This window comes from Roseinatronobacter monicus, assembly GCF_006716865.1.
GTDB classification, from domain to species: Bacteria; Pseudomonadota; Alphaproteobacteria; order Rhodobacterales; family Rhodobacteraceae; genus Roseinatronobacter; species Roseinatronobacter monicus.
On sequence record NZ_VFPT01000001.1, the window covers coordinates 533,968 to 550,967 of the forward strand.

General features: G+C 59.2%; 17 protein-coding genes and 1 tRNA gene. 8 read left to right on the forward strand and 10 right to left on the reverse strand.

The window, feature by feature from the left end; all coding sequences use genetic code 11:
• The first annotated feature begins 191 nt into the window (after positions 1 to 191).
• Positions 192 to 1,255, forward strand: a protein-coding gene (locus BD293_RS02275; protein WP_142079576.1) for an IS630 family transposase whose coding sequence is annotated in 2 segments (ribosomal slippage) — positions 192 to 677 and positions 680 to 1,255 — 1,062 coding nt in all. Because the reading frame shifts where the segments join, the coding sequence is not laid out codon by codon here.
• Positions 1,256 to 1,379: 124 nt separating this feature from the next.
• Here BD293_RS02275 and BD293_RS02280 read toward each other — a convergent pair.
• The 7 genes from BD293_RS02280 to BD293_RS02310 form a co-directional block, all read right to left on the reverse strand.
• Positions 1,380 to 1,790, reverse strand: coding sequence for a group II truncated hemoglobin (locus BD293_RS02280; protein WP_246086187.1), 411 nt, complete (start codon positions 1,788 to 1,790; stop codon positions 1,380 to 1,382).
• A 31-nt stretch (positions 1,791 to 1,821) separates the two neighbouring features.
• Positions 1,822 to 4,191, reverse strand: coding sequence for a trimethylamine N-oxide demethylase (locus BD293_RS02285; protein ID WP_142079682.1), 2,370 nt, complete (start codon positions 4,189 to 4,191; stop codon positions 1,822 to 1,824).
• A gap of 237 nt (positions 4,192 to 4,428) precedes the next feature.
• A tRNA-Cys gene (locus BD293_RS02290) sits at positions 4,429 to 4,502 on the reverse strand.
• 37 nt (positions 4,503 to 4,539) lie between these two features.
• A complete protein-coding gene (locus BD293_RS02295) occupies positions 4,540 to 4,923 on the reverse strand; it encodes a histidine triad nucleotide-binding protein (RefSeq protein WP_142084237.1) in 384 nt (127 codons plus the stop codon).
• A gap of 4 nt (positions 4,924 to 4,927) precedes the next feature.
• A complete protein-coding gene (locus tag BD293_RS02300) occupies positions 4,928 to 6,373 on the reverse strand; it encodes an aldehyde dehydrogenase family protein (protein WP_142079683.1) in 1,446 nt (481 codons plus the stop codon).
• 90 nt (positions 6,374 to 6,463) lie between these two features.
• Positions 6,464 to 7,168, reverse strand: coding sequence for a winged helix-turn-helix domain-containing protein (locus BD293_RS02305; RefSeq protein ID WP_142079684.1), 705 nt, complete (start codon positions 7,166 to 7,168; stop codon positions 6,464 to 6,466).
• Positions 7,140 to 7,430 carry a hypothetical protein gene (locus BD293_RS02310; RefSeq protein ID WP_142079685.1) on the reverse strand — a complete coding sequence of 97 codons (291 nt, stop codon included), beginning with the start codon at positions 7,428 to 7,430 and terminating at the stop codon, positions 7,140 to 7,142. The genes BD293_RS02305 and BD293_RS02310 overlap by 29 nt, the downstream gene beginning before the upstream one ends.
• Before the next feature lie 149 nt (positions 7,431 to 7,579).
• Here BD293_RS02310 and BD293_RS02315 point away from each other — a divergent pair, with 149 nt between their 5' ends.
• The 4 genes from BD293_RS02315 to BD293_RS02330 all read left to right on the forward strand — a co-directional run bounded on the left by BD293_RS02315 (position 7,580) and on the right by BD293_RS02330 (position 11,661).
• Positions 7,580 to 8,245, forward strand: a complete 666-nt coding sequence (locus tag BD293_RS02315) for a hypothetical protein (RefSeq protein WP_211840978.1) — start codon at positions 7,580 to 7,582, stop codon at positions 8,243 to 8,245.
• A gap of 39 nt (positions 8,246 to 8,284) precedes the next feature.
• The gene (locus BD293_RS02320) at positions 8,285 to 8,908 is read left to right on the forward strand and encodes a ribonuclease HII (RefSeq protein WP_142079687.1); all 624 of its coding nucleotides are present in this window, start codon (positions 8,285 to 8,287) and stop codon (positions 8,906 to 8,908) included.
• 113 nt (positions 8,909 to 9,021) lie between these two features.
• Complete coding sequence (locus BD293_RS02325; protein WP_170207034.1) at positions 9,022 to 10,125, forward strand: site-specific DNA-methyltransferase; 1,104 nt, start codon at positions 9,022 to 9,024, stop codon at positions 10,123 to 10,125.
• A gap of 252 nt (positions 10,126 to 10,377) precedes the next feature.
• Positions 10,378 to 11,661 (forward strand): IS4 family transposase, encoded by a 1,284-nt coding sequence (locus BD293_RS02330; protein ID WP_142079688.1) that lies wholly within the window; start codon positions 10,378 to 10,380, stop codon positions 11,659 to 11,661.
• A gap of 152 nt (positions 11,662 to 11,813) precedes the next feature.
• Here the strand turns inward: BD293_RS02330 and BD293_RS02335 are convergent, their stop codons facing one another.
• The 3 genes from BD293_RS02335 to BD293_RS02345 form a co-directional block, all read right to left on the reverse strand.
• On the reverse strand, positions 11,814 to 12,152 hold the full coding sequence (locus BD293_RS02335; protein WP_142079689.1) for a carboxymuconolactone decarboxylase family protein: 339 nt from the start codon (positions 12,150 to 12,152) through the stop codon (positions 11,814 to 11,816).
• 69 nt (positions 12,153 to 12,221) lie between these two features.
• On the reverse strand, positions 12,222 to 12,872 hold the full coding sequence (locus tag BD293_RS02340) for a ChrR family anti-sigma-E factor (RefSeq protein WP_142079690.1): 651 nt from the start codon (positions 12,870 to 12,872) through the stop codon (positions 12,222 to 12,224).
• A gap of 14 nt (positions 12,873 to 12,886) precedes the next feature.
• A complete protein-coding gene (locus BD293_RS02345) occupies positions 12,887 to 13,537 on the reverse strand; it encodes a sigma-70 family RNA polymerase sigma factor (protein WP_142079691.1) in 651 nt (216 codons plus the stop codon).
• Between the two features lie 143 nt (positions 13,538 to 13,680).
• On the opposite strand from BD293_RS02345, the gene BD293_RS02350 reads away from it, so the two are divergent.
• The 3 genes from BD293_RS02350 to BD293_RS02360 are packed head-to-tail and all read left to right on the forward strand — an operon-like array spanning position 13,681 to position 16,999.
• A complete protein-coding gene (locus tag BD293_RS02350) occupies positions 13,681 to 14,979 on the forward strand; it encodes an NAD(P)/FAD-dependent oxidoreductase (protein ID WP_142079692.1) in 1,299 nt (432 codons plus the stop codon).
• The gene (locus tag BD293_RS02355) at positions 14,976 to 15,746 is read left to right on the forward strand and encodes a DUF1365 domain-containing protein (RefSeq protein ID WP_142079693.1); all 771 of its coding nucleotides are present in this window, start codon (positions 14,976 to 14,978) and stop codon (positions 15,744 to 15,746) included. Before BD293_RS02350 ends, BD293_RS02355 begins: the two co-directional genes overlap by 4 nt.
• Positions 15,743 to 16,999, forward strand: a complete 1,257-nt coding sequence (locus tag BD293_RS02360; protein WP_142079694.1) for an MFS transporter — start codon at positions 15,743 to 15,745, stop codon at positions 16,997 to 16,999. The genes BD293_RS02355 and BD293_RS02360 overlap by 4 nt, the downstream gene beginning before the upstream one ends.
• The last annotated feature ends 1 nt before the right edge of the window (position 17,000 follow it).

The window sequence follows — 17,000 nt, forward strand, 5'->3', positions numbered from 1 at the left end:
CCGAAGCTTGCCCTCAAAATCAATACTAAAAGAAAAATATTTTACTGCTGGGCAAGTATTGGCGCAGTTTTCACCGTTTCAGTGGCCTTATACCAAGTCTCGCGAAATCTGACTCTTCTGAGGGTTTTGGGATTCCCAAATCTATGAAGATCTGACTCAATGGCGTCAGATTTTCTGGGGAGGGCCTCTCTATGGGCGCAGCGCTCGCGTTACGGACAGACTACGACGGCATGAAGTTGAGAGAACTTGCGCGAAAGACAAAGGATGCCAACCAAGCCCGCAGGCTTTTGGCGCTGGCGGAGATCTATGATGGCGGTCGGCGCAGCGATGCTGCTCGGATTGGTGGTGTTGGCCTACAAATTGTCCGTGACTGGGTGGAGCGGTTTAATGCCCGCGGGCCTGACGGCTTGATCAACGGCAAAGCTCCTGGTCAGCAGTCTAAGCTTAACGATGAGCAGCGCAGGGCGCTTGCTGCAATTGTTGAGAGCGGTCCGACCTTATCGGTCCATGGGGTCGTCCGCTGGCGCCTGAGTGATCTGAGGAAATGGATTGCAGACACATTTGGGATTTCACTTCACGAGACGTCGATAAGCCGGGAACTCAGGGCGCTTGGTTATGTCAAACTCACAGCACGCCCGCGCCATCACGCGCAAGATACAGCCGCACTGGAGGACTTTAAAAAAAAGGGTTTGCAGCCGCAGTAGCAAAGCTCCGCGCACGGCTCCTGCAAGGCACTGTGATCGAAGTCTGGTTCCAAGATGAAGCGCGTGTCGGCCAGAAAAACAAGATCACGCGCCGATGGGCGAAGCGCGGTACGCGACCTTCCGCCCCACATGATCAGCGCACGAGTTCAAGCTACATCTTTGGAGCGATTTGCCCAGCCCTCGGGAAAGCTGCAGGTCTTGTGCTGCCAGCGTGCAATACCGAAGCGATGGCCCTGCATCTTGCTGAAATCTCCCAAACTGTCGCACCCAAAGCACATGGGGCTGTGCTCGTGGATCAAGCCGCATGGCACATGACTGACAAGCTGGTCATTCCGGACAACATCACCATCATCCCGATCCCCGCAAAATGCCCAGAACTCAATCCAGTCGAAAACATCTGGCAATTCATGCGAGACAACTGGCTATCAAACCTCATCTTCGAAACCTATGAAGACATCGTAGATCATTGCTGCAAGGCTTGGAACAAATTGGTCAGCATGCCCGACACAATCACCTCCATTGGAACCCGCGACTGGGCTCAAGAGTTCTGATCAATGCTGATTGGTATTAACTGGGCTGAAATTGGTCTGGACGCGTCACGCATTCCGCCAAGCTGGTCCGAATCGAATATACAAAGGGCAGGTCTGCGCCAGATCACGGGGTCCGAGTCTGCCATCACTTCGGGGCGCTTGACTGGCGCACGCCCCATTCCCCAAGATCATTGACCAGACGCAAGGCCGCGCGACGCAGGGACGCGCGCAGGCGCTCCACCTCTGGGCCTGAATGGCCGCACGCGGCCAGTGCGCGGTCCATGCATAATAACCAGTTTTCTGCGTCGTCAGGTCTTACCGGCACATGGGCGTGAATCGCGCGCAGGTCCATATGCCCGTGGCGCTCGGCATAGTAGCGCCGCCCGCCAAGAAAGCCGCACATGAAGGCGAACTGCTCCGAGCGTGCATTGTTCATGCCCTGTCCGCGCTCATGCAACAGGCGCAGATGCGCGCCTTCGGGCAGGCTTTCCATCAGATCGTAGAACGTTTCGACAAGCGCGCGCACAGCGCTCTCGCCGCCCATTTGTTCGATCAAGGGTGTCTACGACATTGGCGCGCCTGACTTTCTACGAGCGCGGGCGCTCTTTCTTCGGGTCGTAATGCGCGAAGGGGACAATGCGTGCGGGCAGGCGTTTTTGATGCCCGTCCAGCTTGCCGATCTCGACCTCGGTGCCCAAGTCTGCATGGGCGACATCCAGCCGCGCAAGGGCTATGTTCTTGCCCAGAAGCGGCGAGCGCATGGAAGATGTGACCTCACCCACCTGCGCACGCCCGACATGGACGCAGTCGCCATGCCCGACATCAACATTGCTGTCGATATCCAGCCCCACCAGTTTGCGCATGGGGTTTTCCTTGCGCCGGATCAGGGCGTCGCGGCCAATGAAATCATCCGCTTTCGATTTCAACGGCACAGTAAAGCCGATGCCCGCTTCAAACGGGTCGGTCTGGTCGGAAAAATCATAGCCTGCAAATATTAACCCTGCCTCTATCCGCACCATATCCAGCGCCTCCAGCCCGAAGGGTTTGAGGCCATGATCCTGCCCTGCCTCCCAGATCGCCTCGAACACCGTCGCGCAATCTTTCGGGTGGCACATCACCTCATAGCCCAATTCGCCAGTATAGCCGGTGCGGGACACGACAATCGGCACACCGTCATGGCTGTGCAACCGCGCAGGGGTAAACCGGAACCAGCCCAACTGGTCGAATGTCGGGCGGTGCGGCGCGGTCCAGACGATCTTGCGCAGCAAATCGCGGCTTTCGGGGCCTTGGACCGCGACATTGTGCAACTGGTCGCTCGAGGCACGCACCAGCACTTTCAGCCCCAGTTTCTCGGCCTGCTCTCTGATCCATTCGCCGCCATAGTCATTACCACCGATCCAGCGGAAATTGTCGCGCCCTAGCCGGAACAAGGTGCCATCGTCGATCATACCGCCATGCGGATAGCACATGGCCGTATAGACCACGCCCCCTTCGGCCAATTTGCGCACATCGCGGGTGAAAATATACTGGCACAGCGCTTCGGAATCCGGCCCCGTAATCTCGAACTTGCGCAGCGGCGACAGGTCCATGATGACCGATTTCTGGCGGCAGGCCCAATATTCCTCTACCGCGCCGGTCTCGGCGAAGGAATTTGCCAGCCAATAGCCGTTATATTCGATGAAATTGCCGGTATGCTTGGCAAAGCTGGCATGGAAGCCGGTTTCCTTGGTCATCTTTGGCTCCGAATCGGGCGTGGCACGCATGGCGATGGCCCGCTTGAAGGTTTCCTTGCCGCTATAGGTGCGGATGTGAATATCGGTCGGGTTCCAGCCATTCGCGGGCGTTGTGTCATCGGGGCAGGCGGAACTGACGCAGACCAGATCGGTCAGCGCGCGCAGCAGCACATAATCACCGGGGCGCGACCACGGCTCGTCGGTGTAAAGCACGCCATGCTCATCCAGCCCGGTGTTGAAAAAGAAATTTATCGCCATCCAGCCCGGCCGCGGGTCTGCGCCATAGGGCGCAAGCGCTGCATTGAAATTGTCGGTGCAATTCACATGACCCGGATAGCCGATATCGTCGTAATATTTCGCCGCACAGGCCATCGCAAAGGCATCATGCCGCCCGCATGTGTCCTGCACCACCTCGACCAGCGGCTCCATCTCGTGATCGTAGTATTTCGCGTGCAGCCCCGGCATGGGATAGGCATGCCCCATCAGGGTGCGCGTGGTGGTCACATCGAGCGGGTGCTGAAGCCCCTTATCCAGTTTGCGCGCCGAAAAACACTGGAAATCCGTGCATTGGCGACCATCGACATCCAGTATCTGGATATAGTCGCCCGCCTTGACGAAATAGGCCTCTGCCGTGGCCGAATGCACGCGGACCTCGGCCAGCGGTTCGGCCAGCGGGTCGGGCAACTCGAAGCGCGTATGTGGTTTCAGAGTGGCGCGCGTAATTGTGACGGTCAGGGGGGTGGCAGTGTCCTGTCGCTCAAAATCCATCGCGCCACCGGGGGCGGCGATGATCGCCACACCGTTGCGGACGACGCGAAATGTCTCTTCAGTGCCCGCAGGGGTCGTTGCCTCGAACAGGCGCAGGGCAGGGGCGGATGACAGGTCGATATTGCGCGCCGCAATCCCCATGCGCAGCCCGGTGAGCGAACTGTCGTCACTGTCAAGCAGCGCTTGCAGGCCAGAGGCGGTGCCATTCGCAACCGCGCCGATAATCCCGGCATCTGCACGACCTTTGGCGTCGGTCGAAACGATTTCACAGGGCTGACCACCTTCGTCATTATGCACACGCACCGAATCGCCCGACCAGACAGGCACCAGAATCGCCCCCGCCCCCGCGACGACATATCGCTCGGTGCCCGGTGGCAATGAAAATACCCGCGGCGAGATGATGGCACTGGCGCGCGGCGGGCCGGGTCTGACTTTCGGGTAGGGATCATCAAGCATGGTCTGCACCCCCTCAATATGCACTATAAGAATAATATTTTATTATCAAGAATACAAGCGCGCAAGCCCTCACGCGGTGTTCACGTTCGAAATGGGGGGTGAATGACCTATATGCCGACGCCCATCCGGCGCAGAAACCCCCGCGTTTCAGGGCGCGAGGGGGTGCTGTCAGATGCCACAAGCCGGATCTGCGTTGGGCCACCAAGGGCCGCACCTGTTCATGATTTCGGGGTTATTTGGAGGCGAGTAGGAGAATCGAACTCCTGTACACGGATTTGCAATCCGCTGCGTAACCACTCCGCCAACTCGCCATCCTGAGCGCTTGATTATGCACTCGCGCCTAGCCCGTCAAGGGCGCATCATGACCATTGGCCCGATATTGCGCCCTGCAAGGATATGTACGTGCAGATGCGGCACTTCCTGCACGCCGTCGGGTCCGGCATTCGAGATCATCCGATAACCCTTGCCACCATCGCCCTGCGCGACACCCAGCTGCGTGCAGATTGCGCCTATGGCGCGGGTGTAATCCACGATCTCGGCGTCCGAGGCGCTCTGCGCGAAATGGTCATAGCACACATATGGCCCCTTCGGGATCACCAGCACATGATGCGGCGTTTTGGGCGAGATGTCGTTGAAGGCCAGTGTATGATCTGACTCATACACTTTGCTGCACGGGATTTCCCCGCGCAGGATTTTGGCAAAGATGTTCTGATCGTCATAGGCGTAAGTCATCTGCTCACTCCGCGTCATTGGCCCAGCCGGATACGGCTTTGACCTCTAGGAAATCCTCGATTCCCCAGACGCCGCCTTCGCGCCCGTTGCCTGACTGTTTCATGCCGCCAAAGGGTGCGCCCGCGCCGCGTGGCTTGCCGTTCATCTCGACCATGCCAGAACGCAGCAGCCGTGCCATTTTGTTGCGTTTTGCGCCATCCTGACTTTGGACATAGTTGGTCAGGCCATAGACGGTGTCATTGGCGATGCGCACGGCATCTTCCTCGGACTCAAACGGGATGATCGACAGCACCGGCCCAAAGATTTCCTCGCGCGCGATGGTCATGTCATTGGTCACATCTGCAAACACAGTCGGACGCACGAAATAGCCGCGATTGACGCCTTCGGGGCGCCCCAAGCCGCCCGCGACCAGCCGCGCGCCCTCTGATATGCCCGCCTGAATAAGGTCTTGTATCTTGTCGAACTGCGCTTGGCTGACGACCGGCCCGATATGGCGCCCGGACTCGGATGCGGGGCCAACTGCCGTTTTCTCGGCAACGTCGCGCGCAGTCTCTACGGCCTGATCATACATGTCGCGCTGCACCAGCATCCGTGTGGGGGCGTTGCAGGACTGGCCTGTATTGTTGAAGCAATGAAGCGCGCCACGCTTCACGGCCTTTTCATCGGCATCGGCAAAGATGATATTCGCGCCCTTGCCGCCCAGTTCCAGATGCACGCGCTTCAGTGTCTCGGCGGCATTCTTGGAAATCGCAATGCCCGCGCGGGTCGAGCCGGTGAAGCTGACCATATCGACATCTTTATGGCCCGAAAGCTGGGTGCCAACCCCCGGCCCGTCGCCATTGACCATGTTATACACGCCCTTCGGCGTGCCTGCCGCATCCATGATCTCACTCCAGACAGCGGAGGATAGCGGCGCAATCTCGGACGGTTTCAGCACCATCGTGCAGCCCGCCAGCAAGGCTGGGATCACTTTCAATGAGACTTGGTTCATCGGCCAGTTCCATGGCGTGATCAGGGCACAGACGCCCACCGCCTCGCGGATGATGCGGTCCTCGGGGGCATGATCGCCCAAGGGTTCAATGAAATGAACCTTCTCGAACGCCTTGATGAAATTGCTGATATGCCATGTGCCCGACGTCGCCTGAGAGCTGCGCGACATGTCGATGGGCGCGCCCATTTCCAGACTGATGGCCTGTGCCATGTCTTCCGCGCGCGCCTTATATTCCTCGAGTATGCGCTTGACCAACGCCAGCCGCTCGGAGGGATCAGAATACATCCAGCCGGGCAGGGCGGCCTTGGCGGCGGCAACCGCAGCGTCTGTATCTGCCGCCCCCCCAAGCGAGATGACCGCGCAGGCCTCTTCGGTCGAGGGGTTGATAACGTCCAGATCCTGCCCCGCGACCGGGTCGCACCAGCTGCCATTGATATAGAATTGGCGTTTGTCCAGCATCGCATCTCTCCCTGTTCTCTGCCGCAATATCTGGCATTGCAGGGGGGCGGGTGCAAGGGCACTCGTGAATGATGGCGCAAAAGGGTCGGCTTAGCGCAGCAGGATCACCTTGCTGTCAATCGCCAGCATATACCCTTGGCGCGCAATATTCTTGACCAGAACCTCGCTGATCAACTGGTTTCCCAGCGTATCGCGCAGGCGTTTGATCCGCGTGGCCCCGGCGGCCTCATCGCAGTCAATCTCCTGCCGCCCCGAAATGACCGCCTCGATCGCTGCGCCGGTCAGCACTTCGTCATCAATGCGCGCCTCGGCCAGCACCGCCAATGTCTCGACTGCGGCAGGCGTCAGCTTGAATTCCATGTCATTGATTGCCACCGAATTGGTCGCCCGGTCGATCACCAGTTGCGAGACCTGCAAACCCTGCTTCTCGACCATCGCCATGCGCCGGTTCAGCACGATCAGCATCACGATCATGACCAGCGACGTCACCAACAGACCCGTTGCAAAGATCAGCAGCACAAAGATGACAATGCGGTACGACACAAGTGTCTCGGAAAACGCCGTGCCCGATTGGGCAAGGATTTCCAGCAGCTTGATCTCGGCTTGGCTGGTCAGGTCGGCATTCTCGATGAACACCCGCTCGACCCGCGCATTGAACGCACCAGCATCGGGCAAGTTCAGAAACAGCAAAACCGCCGTCAGCGCCAGAACACCTACGATGGCCGCAATGCCCCAGATGACCGCGCGGTTGCCAAGCCGCGAAATATCACTGGCGGAGATGGATGGCCCCGGCATTGGCGCTCCTGCGTTGAAACTCGGTTTCGTCAAAGATGGATTCAATCTGTAGAAGCGTCCAGCCGCTGCGTGCAATAACAGGTTCGGCATAGGTGCGTGCGGCCTGCGGAGAGGCACAAGCCGCTTGCGGCAATTCGATGATACCATATTGCAGGCGTAAAGGGTTGTCCTGCTTGGCTTTGTAATCTGCGTAACACTGGGCCGAGGCTTGTCCCGCAAGCGCCAGTACCAGAAAGACCGCAGTTATGATGGTGTTCTTCATACCGGAACCATCGCACCAGCGGCAGAGTTATTCAATATCCGCGCCCATGCGGCTTGGGTGTTATCGGATAGCAGGCAGGCGTTATTGTACGACGCGATCGCTCGCAGCAGGCTCGTGGCATGACCTTTGTACAGAAAGGACCCCAAGGTATGACCACGTTTCTAAGCAACCTAAGACTGAAAACCACCAGCGCCCTTGTGGCAGCAGGTATCGCCATGGGCGCTATGACCTTGCCCGCTGCACCTGCGCAGGCGTCGGATGATGCGCTGATCAAACTGCTGCTGGGGGCCGCCGCCGTGGCGATTGTGGTGCAGGCAGCGCGGTCTGACGGGCGCAGCAACCGCGCGCAGCCCCACAGCCGCGAATTGCCCAACCATTGCCGCGAGACATGGAATGTCCGCAACCGCAACATCTCGCTCTATAACGCCCAATGTCTGCGCGATGCTGGGTTGCGCAACCTGCCGCGCTACTGTCTGGAAAACACGCGCACCAATCGCGGGCAACGCAGCGTTTACCGTGCCGCCTGCCTACAGGATGCGGGCTTTTACGCCGAGCGCGGCACACCCAACCGCGGGCGTGACCGCCACCAGCCACCACAGCGCGGTGGCGGTTGGCATAGTGGTCTTCACTTGCCGCAACAATGTTTGATATCCTACCGCTACGGTGGGCAGACCTTGGCAGGGTATCGCGGCTCTTGTCTTGAGCAGCGCGGCGTGCGCGATCTGCCCCGCACTTGTCAGGTGCGCAGCACAACAGGAATGATCTATTCGGCGCAATGCCTGACCGAGCGTGGCTATCGCAGCCCGCGCCGGTAAGGGTTGCACAAACCGGGCACGTTCGGGCATTACCCGGTCATGACCCCAAGATCAGGCCCCGACTATGACTATGAGCGCCTTGCAATTCTGCAAGGCGCGCGCCGCGTGGTCGGTGTGGATGAAGTGGGCCGTGGCCCGCTATGCGGGCCTGTGACAGCCGCTGCTGTCTGGCTGAACCCAACGGCGCTGCCAGCGGGGCTGGACGATTCCAAGCGTGTCAGCACGCGCGCCCGCGAACAGGTTTTTGCCGCCATCATGGCCAGCGCCGATGTTGGTATCGGCCATGCCAGCCCGTCTGAGATTGACGAGATCAACATCCTGCAAGCGACATATCTGGCGATGCACCGCGCTATTGCCGCACTGGATGTGCCGCCCGATTTTCTGCTGGTCGATGGCAACCGCCTGCCAACTGGTTTGCCATGCGCGGCGCAAGCGGTGGTCAAGGGCGATGGCAAGGTCTTGTCCATCGCTGCCGCCTCCATCATCGCCAAAGTTACGCGCGATCGGATTATGGCCGAGTTGGATTTGCGCTACCCCGGATATGGCTGGGCCGAGAATGCGGGCTATCCGACGAAGCGTCACAAAAATGCCATAGCAGATTTGGGGCTGACCCCAGAGCATAGACGCTCCTTCGCCCCCATACGCAAAATATTGTGTCCATAGGTCACATGAAGAAAGTTTTTCAAATCGCTGATTCAAAAAGAAATTGACGCCGAATCGCCTTTGACTCATGATGCCCTCAACAAGCGTCAAAAAGGCGCAAGATTGAGGCAGGCATGGCAGTGACAATAGTGGCGCAGGAGGCGAAAATGCTTCCTATTAACGAGATACTTTCTGGCGATTGCATCGAAGTGATGAATTCCCTGCCCGAAGGCAGCATCGATCTGATCTTCGCGGACCCGCCGTATAACCTTCAACTCAAGGGCGATCTTCACCGCCCCGATAACAGCCGCGTCGATGCCGTCGATGATGCGTGGGACCAGTTCGACAGCTTCAAGGTCTATGACCAGTTCACCCGTGCATGGCTCAAGGCCGCGCGCAGATTGCTCAAACCCAATGGCGCGATCTGGGTGATTGGCTCCTATCACAACATTTTCCGCGTTGGCACTGCGCTACAGGATGCGGGCTTCTGGATTCTCAATGATGTGGTGTGGCGCAAATCGAACCCGATGCCCAATTTCCGTGGCAAGCGCCTGACCAATGCCCATGAGACGATGATCTGGGCCTCCAAGTCCGAAGGGGCGAAATACACTTTCAACTACGAGGCGCTGAAAGAACTCAACGAGGGTGTGCAAATGCGCTCGGATTGGGTGTTGCCGATCTGCTCAGGTCATGAGCGGCTGAAGGATGACAAGGGCGACAAGGCCCATCCGACCCAAAAACCCGAATCCCTGCTGCACCGTGTGCTGGTCGGCTCGACCAAACCGGGCGATGTGGTGCTGGACCCGTTCTTTGGCACAGGCACCACAGGGGCTGTCGCCAAATTGCTGGGCCGCAACTATATCGGGATCGAGCGCGAAGAGGCTTATCGCAAGGTGGCCGCGAAACGATTGGGGCAGGTGCGCACGCTGGAAACAGCAGCCTTGCAAACAACCCTGTCAAAACGCGCACAGCCGCGCGTCGCTTTCGGCCAACTGGTCGAGCGCGGTATGCTGCGCCCTGGTGAAATGCTGGTCAATCCGCGCGGTCAGGCCGCCAAGGTGCGCGTCGACGGCTCTCTGGTCAGCGCCGAGCATCGCGGCTCCATCCATCAGGTGGGCGCGGCATTGGAAAATGCGCCATCGTGCAACGGCTGGACCTATTGGCAGTTCAAACGCGATGGCCAACTGATCCCCATCGACATTTTGCGTCAGCAAATCCGCGCCGAGATGCACGACTGACGTTGCAACAGTTTACCGCCGGTGTCCTGTGTTACCCGCCGGGACGCCAACTTGCCCCGCCTTCATGGCGCTAAGGGATGCACACATCTTTGGCTGTGCGCTCCGGTTTTCGGCACTTGACCGTTTTTGTTGCGCATGATTCGATCGCTCTACCTAAAGTGGGAGGGCGTCTGTGGTGACTTCGGAAGGCTGGAGGCTGGGTGATTTCGGAGACGAACGCCTGGCAAAAAGGGGGGTCTGCTGCTCGCAGCAATGGTGGCGCGCACGAGCACCTGTCTTCGGCGTCTGGCGGGTGGCCGCCGCAGTGGGATTGTCGGATTTTCGCGCTTTCTGGCCAATCCGCGCGTGACGGCTGAGGCGGTGATTGAAGGCTGGGGAGCGGAGCTTTCGCAAGCCTGCGCGGGGCGGCATATTCTTGCGATTCAGGACAGCAGCGACTTCAATTTCTCGACAACCAAAGAGCGCAGTCGCGGACTGGGTGCAATCGGCAAGGGGTCTGGGCGCGGTGTTTTGCTCCACGCGATGCTGGGTGTGGATGCCGAGACGGGTGGCATTCTGGGTTTGGCCGCGGGCCGGATATGGACACGCGATGGCCGCGTAAGTGCTCCCCACCGGGCCCGCCCCCTGTCCGAGAAGGAATCGCATCGGTGGCTGAGCACGGCAGAGGCTGCCAAGACAGTTCTGGCCCAGGCGCATATGGTGACTGAAATCGGCGATCGCGAGAGCGATATCTATGAGAAATGGGCACGATTGCCGGAGCCGGGCTTTCACATCCTGACCCGTGCCATGACGGATCGCTCAATCCTGGAAGGTGGCGGCAAGCTGTCCTCTGCCCCGCTGAAATTGGCAGGTACGGCACAAGTGGCGATGCGCGCACGCCCAGGGCGCCCGGCGCGCACCGCCAGACTTGAGGCCCGATTTGGCCCCGTTACGATCAAGCGTCCTGCCAATCTGGCCAGACAGCCGGGGCTGGCCGAGACGGTGGAGGTCAGCCTGATCGAAGTCAGCGAGGTGAATGCGCCACCGGGCGCCGAGCCCATCTCATGGCGGCTTTTGACCACTCACAAGGTCGAGGATGCGGACATGGCCTGGCGCGCGGTAAGCTGGTACCGGCAACGCTGGCATATCGAACAATTCTTCCGCACCCTGAAGCAACAGGGGTTGCAACTGGAGGACAGCCAACTGGAAAATGCCGAGCGGTTGATCAAGCTGACCGCGATTGCCGCCCGCGCGGCCTGCACCATCATGCAACTCGTTCAGGCGCGCGATGGCAAGTCCGGGCAAGACGCCAAAATCGCCTTCTCATCCTCCGAAATCCAGACCCTTCATGCTCTCCTGCCCGAACTCGAAGGCAAGACCGCGCTCCAGAAAAACCCTCACCCGCCGGAAACACTTGCCTGGGCCGCGTGGATCATCGCCAAGCTCGGCGGATGGGACGGCTACCCAAAATCCAAACCGCCAGGTCCAATTACATTCCGACATGGCCTACAATACTTCAAATCCGTCTCACACGGATGGAAACTCAGAAATGTGTGAATCGCCTAGCTTCATGGCGGGGTTTTTTTCATCTCAATGTCAGCACCTGCACTGCGACATTTTCTTGCTGAAAATACTCAAAAAACCGGCGCCCCCGGCCCGGAACGGGCAGGGGGCGTCTTATAGACTTGCGGCGCAGCCGCACAATCAGGTCAAGCCGTTTGCAACTGGTCCCAGCACGCAAGGGCCTTGCCCGCATACATCACCGCAGGCCCGCCGCCCATCTGAATGGCCATCGCCAATACATCGCCCAGTTCTTCGCGCGCCGCACCAGCCTTGAGCAGTGCCTCGACGTGAAACGCGATGCAGGGCTCGCAGCGCACTGCAATGGCAATGCCAAGTGCCACGAACTCCTTTTCCTTCACGCCCAGAACCCCGCCCTCCTTCACAGCGCGTGAGAGCGTGCCAAAGCCTTTCATCGTGTCGGGCAGGGCTTTCGCCAGAGTGCGGCTTTGGTTGCGTGTTTCGGCGATGAAGGCAGGGTAGTCCATGTTGCGTCCTCACATTTATTTATATGAATGCGAGGTTGCATGGCTTGTCTGTGGTTGCCTTGATCTGCGTCAAATCCCCAGAAAGGGTTGGGCCAGCCGGGGCAGAAAGCCACGGAATTTCAACGGTGCATCTGTCACAGCAAGGCAGATACAATCCAGCCCCGCTTGCGCGATGGGCTGGTGCTCGGTTCCCTCATCGGCAATCTCGATATCGCCGCGCCGAAAACAATCCGCCTCGTCTGCAAAAGCACCTTGCAGCACCAGTGTCAGCTCCATGCCATTATGGCCATGATCGGGAACCGCAACCCCGGCCGGAATGTATAACAGCCGTGCCGTGGCCCTGTCAGAGGTGGGTATCACGGCTTGCCGCACCCCGCCGCCAACGCTGCGCCATTTCACAGCATCGACATCGCCGCCGACATAGCTGCATAGCGGTTCTGGCAGAATTCCAGCGCCCTTGGGCTTGGCGCTGGGCCTCTCGCTGGGCGATTTCGCTTTGATGCGCGACAGCGTCGCAGACAATGCCGTGTCGTCCATGGCGGCGCTGTCTTGTGCAACCTGTTCCAGCACAGCCCCGCCGACAGCGTCGAAGCTGGCCAGCCGCGCGCGGCACTCGTCACACATGGCAATGTGGGTTGCGACAGCCAGATTGAATGCCTCGGGCAGGGTGCCTGCCGAATAGGCCATCAATAACTTGTCGCTCAAGTGGTGGTTAATCATGATGGTCGTCTTTCTCAGCTCAAGGAATGGCGCAAACGCTCCAGCGCCAGTCTTATTCGGGATTTGATGGTGCCCAGCGGCAACCCGGTTTCATCTGCGATTTCACTATGGGTCAGATCCCCAAAATACGCGCGCTCGATCATCACGCGTTGTTTCTCTGGCAGGTTTGCGATGGCTGAGATTAGCAATTCGCTTTCCTGCTGTAATGTCATCACGTCCAGTTGGTCTGGCTCTGCTTCCGGTCCCCAGGTTAATTCTTCAGGCTCTGGCCTGCGATCCTTGCGCATCATGTCGATGCGCCTGTTGCGTGCTATGGTGAATATCCAGGTTGCCACACTCGCGCGGGCCGGATCGAACTGCGCGGCTTTTTTCCACACAGTTACCATGACATCCTGCGCGCATTCCTCAGCCAGCGCATGATCTGCGCCGGACTTCATCAAAAATCCTTTGACCCTCGGCGCAAAATGCTCAAACAACTCAGTAAAAGCGTCTGTGCTTTGCTCGGCCGCGACCTTTTCGAGAAGGACAACCCATTTCGCTCCGTTCTGTGCGTTCACTGCCGACTGCCTTTTCCCGCGGCGAGTTCCCTCGCGCTCTGACAACAGCATATCCACAGCCAAACCGGCTTGTCGAGCAGTGTGCGAGGGGTGTGCAAAATCAAACATGCTGTGTTTACGTCACATATGCGCAAGCAGATCACTTCCTGCGCAGGAAAAAATCGGCATTTGAATGATAGCTTTTACGAAATGATCCGCCACCTCATTCAGCGCGTAACCTCAATATCTCAAGACCAACAAGGAGTGGCTGCATGCCATTTGAACTTATTGATACCCCCGCCAAAAGAATTGCTGTCATCGGTGGGGGTATCTCTGGAATGGCGAGCGCGTGGCTCATGTCGCAGCGACACCGTGTCACAGTATTCGAGGGCGAGCCGCGCTTGGGCGGGCATGCACGCACAATTCTGGCGGGCAAAAATGGCACCCAGCCTGTCGATACCGGCTTTATCGTTTTTAATTATACCAATTACCCGTATCTGACCGCGCTTTTCGAGAAGCTGAATGTTCCGGTGGCGAAGTCGAACATGTCTTTCGGCGCGTCCTTCGATGATGGCGCATTCGAGTATTCGCTGTCGGGGTTGGACGAGTTGTTCGCCACGCGCAAGAACCTTGCAAACCCGCGCTACTGGCGCATGATCCGCGATATTGTCCATTTCAACAAGAACGGCCTTGCAGCCAGTGCCGCGGACCCAAGCCTGAGCATCGGCGGGCTGTTGCACAAGCTCGGCACAGGCGACTGGTTCCGCGACCGGTATCTTTTGCCCTTCTCTGGCGCGATCTGGTCAACGCCCACACAGAAGATCCTCGATTTCCCCGCCCATGCGATGATGGATTTCTTCCGCAATCACGCCCTGCTTGGGTATGAAGGGCAGCATCAATGGTACACGGTGCAGGGCGGATCGGTGGAATATGTGCGCAGGTTGCAAGCCTATCTTGACCGCGCGGGCGTCAGCCTGCGCACAGCCACACCGGTGCAATCCGTGCGGCGCGGGCCTATGGGTGTCTGGGTCAAGGCGCATGGCAGCGAGGAAGAACAATTTGACGAGGTCATCTTCGCCACCCATTCCGATGTCACACTGCGCCTGCTGGCAGACCCGACCGGGGCCGAGGCACAGGCTTTGGGCGCTGTGACCTATCAGCCCAATGATGCGATCCTGCATTGCGACACGGATTTCATGCCAAAGCGGCGCAAATGCTGGTCAAGCTGGGTCTATACGGAACGCGGACCACAAGACCGCGACCGCATCTCGCTGAGTTACTGGATGAATTCGCTGCAACCCATCCCGCAGGATGACCCTATGTTCATCACGCTGAATGCCAATCATCCGGTGCGCGAAGAGTGTATTTATGACACTTACACATTCTCGCATCCGGTTTATGACAGTGCTGCGTTGCAGGCCCAAAACACGATCCGAGATTTCAACGGCACCAACCGCACATGGTTTTGCGGCGCGTGGATGCGCAATGGCTTTCATGAGGACGGTTTTGCCAGCGCGGTCGATGTCGCGCGTGCGATGGAAGAACGCAGCGCCAAACTGGCCGTCGCATGAAAGATATCGAACATATCGCAGGCCAGACCTTTCACGGTCGGCGTGGTCCCATTGCCAACCGCTTCACCTATGGGGTGGATTATGTGTTGTTCGATGCCGAAGCGGAGTTGCGCCTGCCGCGCCTGCTGTCGCGCAACGGGCGCAACATCGCCAGCCTGAGTGACCGCGATCATGGTGGCGCGCCGGGGCAGGGGCACGGGGCGGCTTGGGTGCGCGACGTGTTAAGCGCCCATCACCTGACCGACATCACCAACGGGCCGGTATTATTACTGACGCAACCGCGCGTGCTGGGGCATTTGTTCAATCCGGTCAGTTTCTGGCTGTGCCACGATGCCCAAGGCGGCCTGCGCGCGGTCATTGCCGAGGTTAACAACACCTATGGCGACCGGCATTCCTATCTGTGTGTCAAGCCTGACCGCTCGGTTATTGAGGGCAGCGATACGCTTGCGGCGCAAAAGATATTCTACGTCTCGCCCTTCCAGCCGGTCGAGGGGGCCTATGCGTTCAATTTCGATATTGGCGCTGACAAGCTTTCGATCCGCATCGGCTACCGGCAAGACCATGAAGCGCCGGGTTCCGGGCTGGTGGCCACGCTGACCGGCACGCGCCACCCATTGCGCAATCGCACCATACTGGGCGCGATGGTGCGGCGCATGGGATCGCGGCGGGTGCTGGCACTGATCCATTGGCAGGCGTTCAAATTGTGGTGGCTGGGCGCGAAATTCACCGCGCGGCCAAAGCCACCCACCCAAGAGATCAGCCAATGACCGAGGCCGTCGCCATACCGGCGCGCCCCCAACTTTGGGGCTATTCGCTGTTCGGCGGGTTGCTGGCGATGGCCGGATTGCCCATCTATATTCACGCCCCTTATTTTTACGTCGATGAGTATGCGGTGTCGCTTGCGGCATTGGGCACGGTTTTGTTCGTGTTGCGTGGCTTGGATTTTGTGCAAGATCCGGCACTGGGCTGGCTGGCGGCACGCATCAGTCACATGCGCGGGCTGGCAGTGGCGCTGACGGCCAGCATCATGGCGGCGGCCATGCTGATGCTGTTTGCCATTCCGCCCCTGTTCGCGCCGCTTGCGTGGTTTGCTATTGCGTTGACGCTGCTGTTTTCATGCTATTCCTTCCTGACAATCTGCTTCTACGCCACAGGTGCCGCGCGTGGCGAGGCATTGGGGCAGGGTGGGCACGTCTATCTGGCGGGCTGGCGCGAAACCGGTGCTTTGCTGGGCGTATGTCTGGCGGCGGCGGCACCTGTGGCGCTGGCCGCAGTCCTGCCCGCGCCCTTTATGGGGTTTGCCCTTGGCTTTGTGGTTATCACCGTGCTGGCAATTATGGCCATGCGCGCCGAATGGCCCCGCGCGCGGGCGGCGCAGATTGGCGATGTCGGCTTGTCGTTGCGCGATGTGTTCGCCGACCCGACAGCGCGGCGGCTGCTGATTATCGCGCTGGTCAATGCAACGCCTGTGGCCATCACCTCAACGTTGTTTCTGTTTTATGCCGAAAGTGTGTTGCAAGCCGAAGGCATGGAAGGGGTGTTGTTGATCCTGCTGTTTCTGTCCGCGGCGGCATCTGCGCCGCTTTGGGCGCGGCTGGCGCGCCGGACGGGGGCCAAGACAGCGCTTCTCTCAGGAATGGGGCTGGCGGCGCTGAGTTTTGCCTTCGTCACCACGCTTGGCCCCGGCGATCTGGCGCTGTTCGCGGTGATCTGCGTGATTTCGGGCGCGGGCATCGGGGCTGACCTGACCCTTTTGCCCGCGATCTTCTCGCGCCGTATGGCCGAATTGTCGCCCGAAGCGGCCAAGGGCTTTGGCCTGTGGGCTTTTGTGACCAAGGCCACACTGGCGCTGGCCGCACTGATGGTCTTTCCAGCCTTGCAGGTTGCAGGATTCGAGGCCGGGGCCAACAACACCCCCGCCGCGCTGACAACCCTCGTTTTGCTATATGCGGCCCTGCCTTCGGTGTTGAAGGTGGCGGCCATCGCGCTTCTGGCGCTTACCCCTTTGAAAGAGAGCTGAC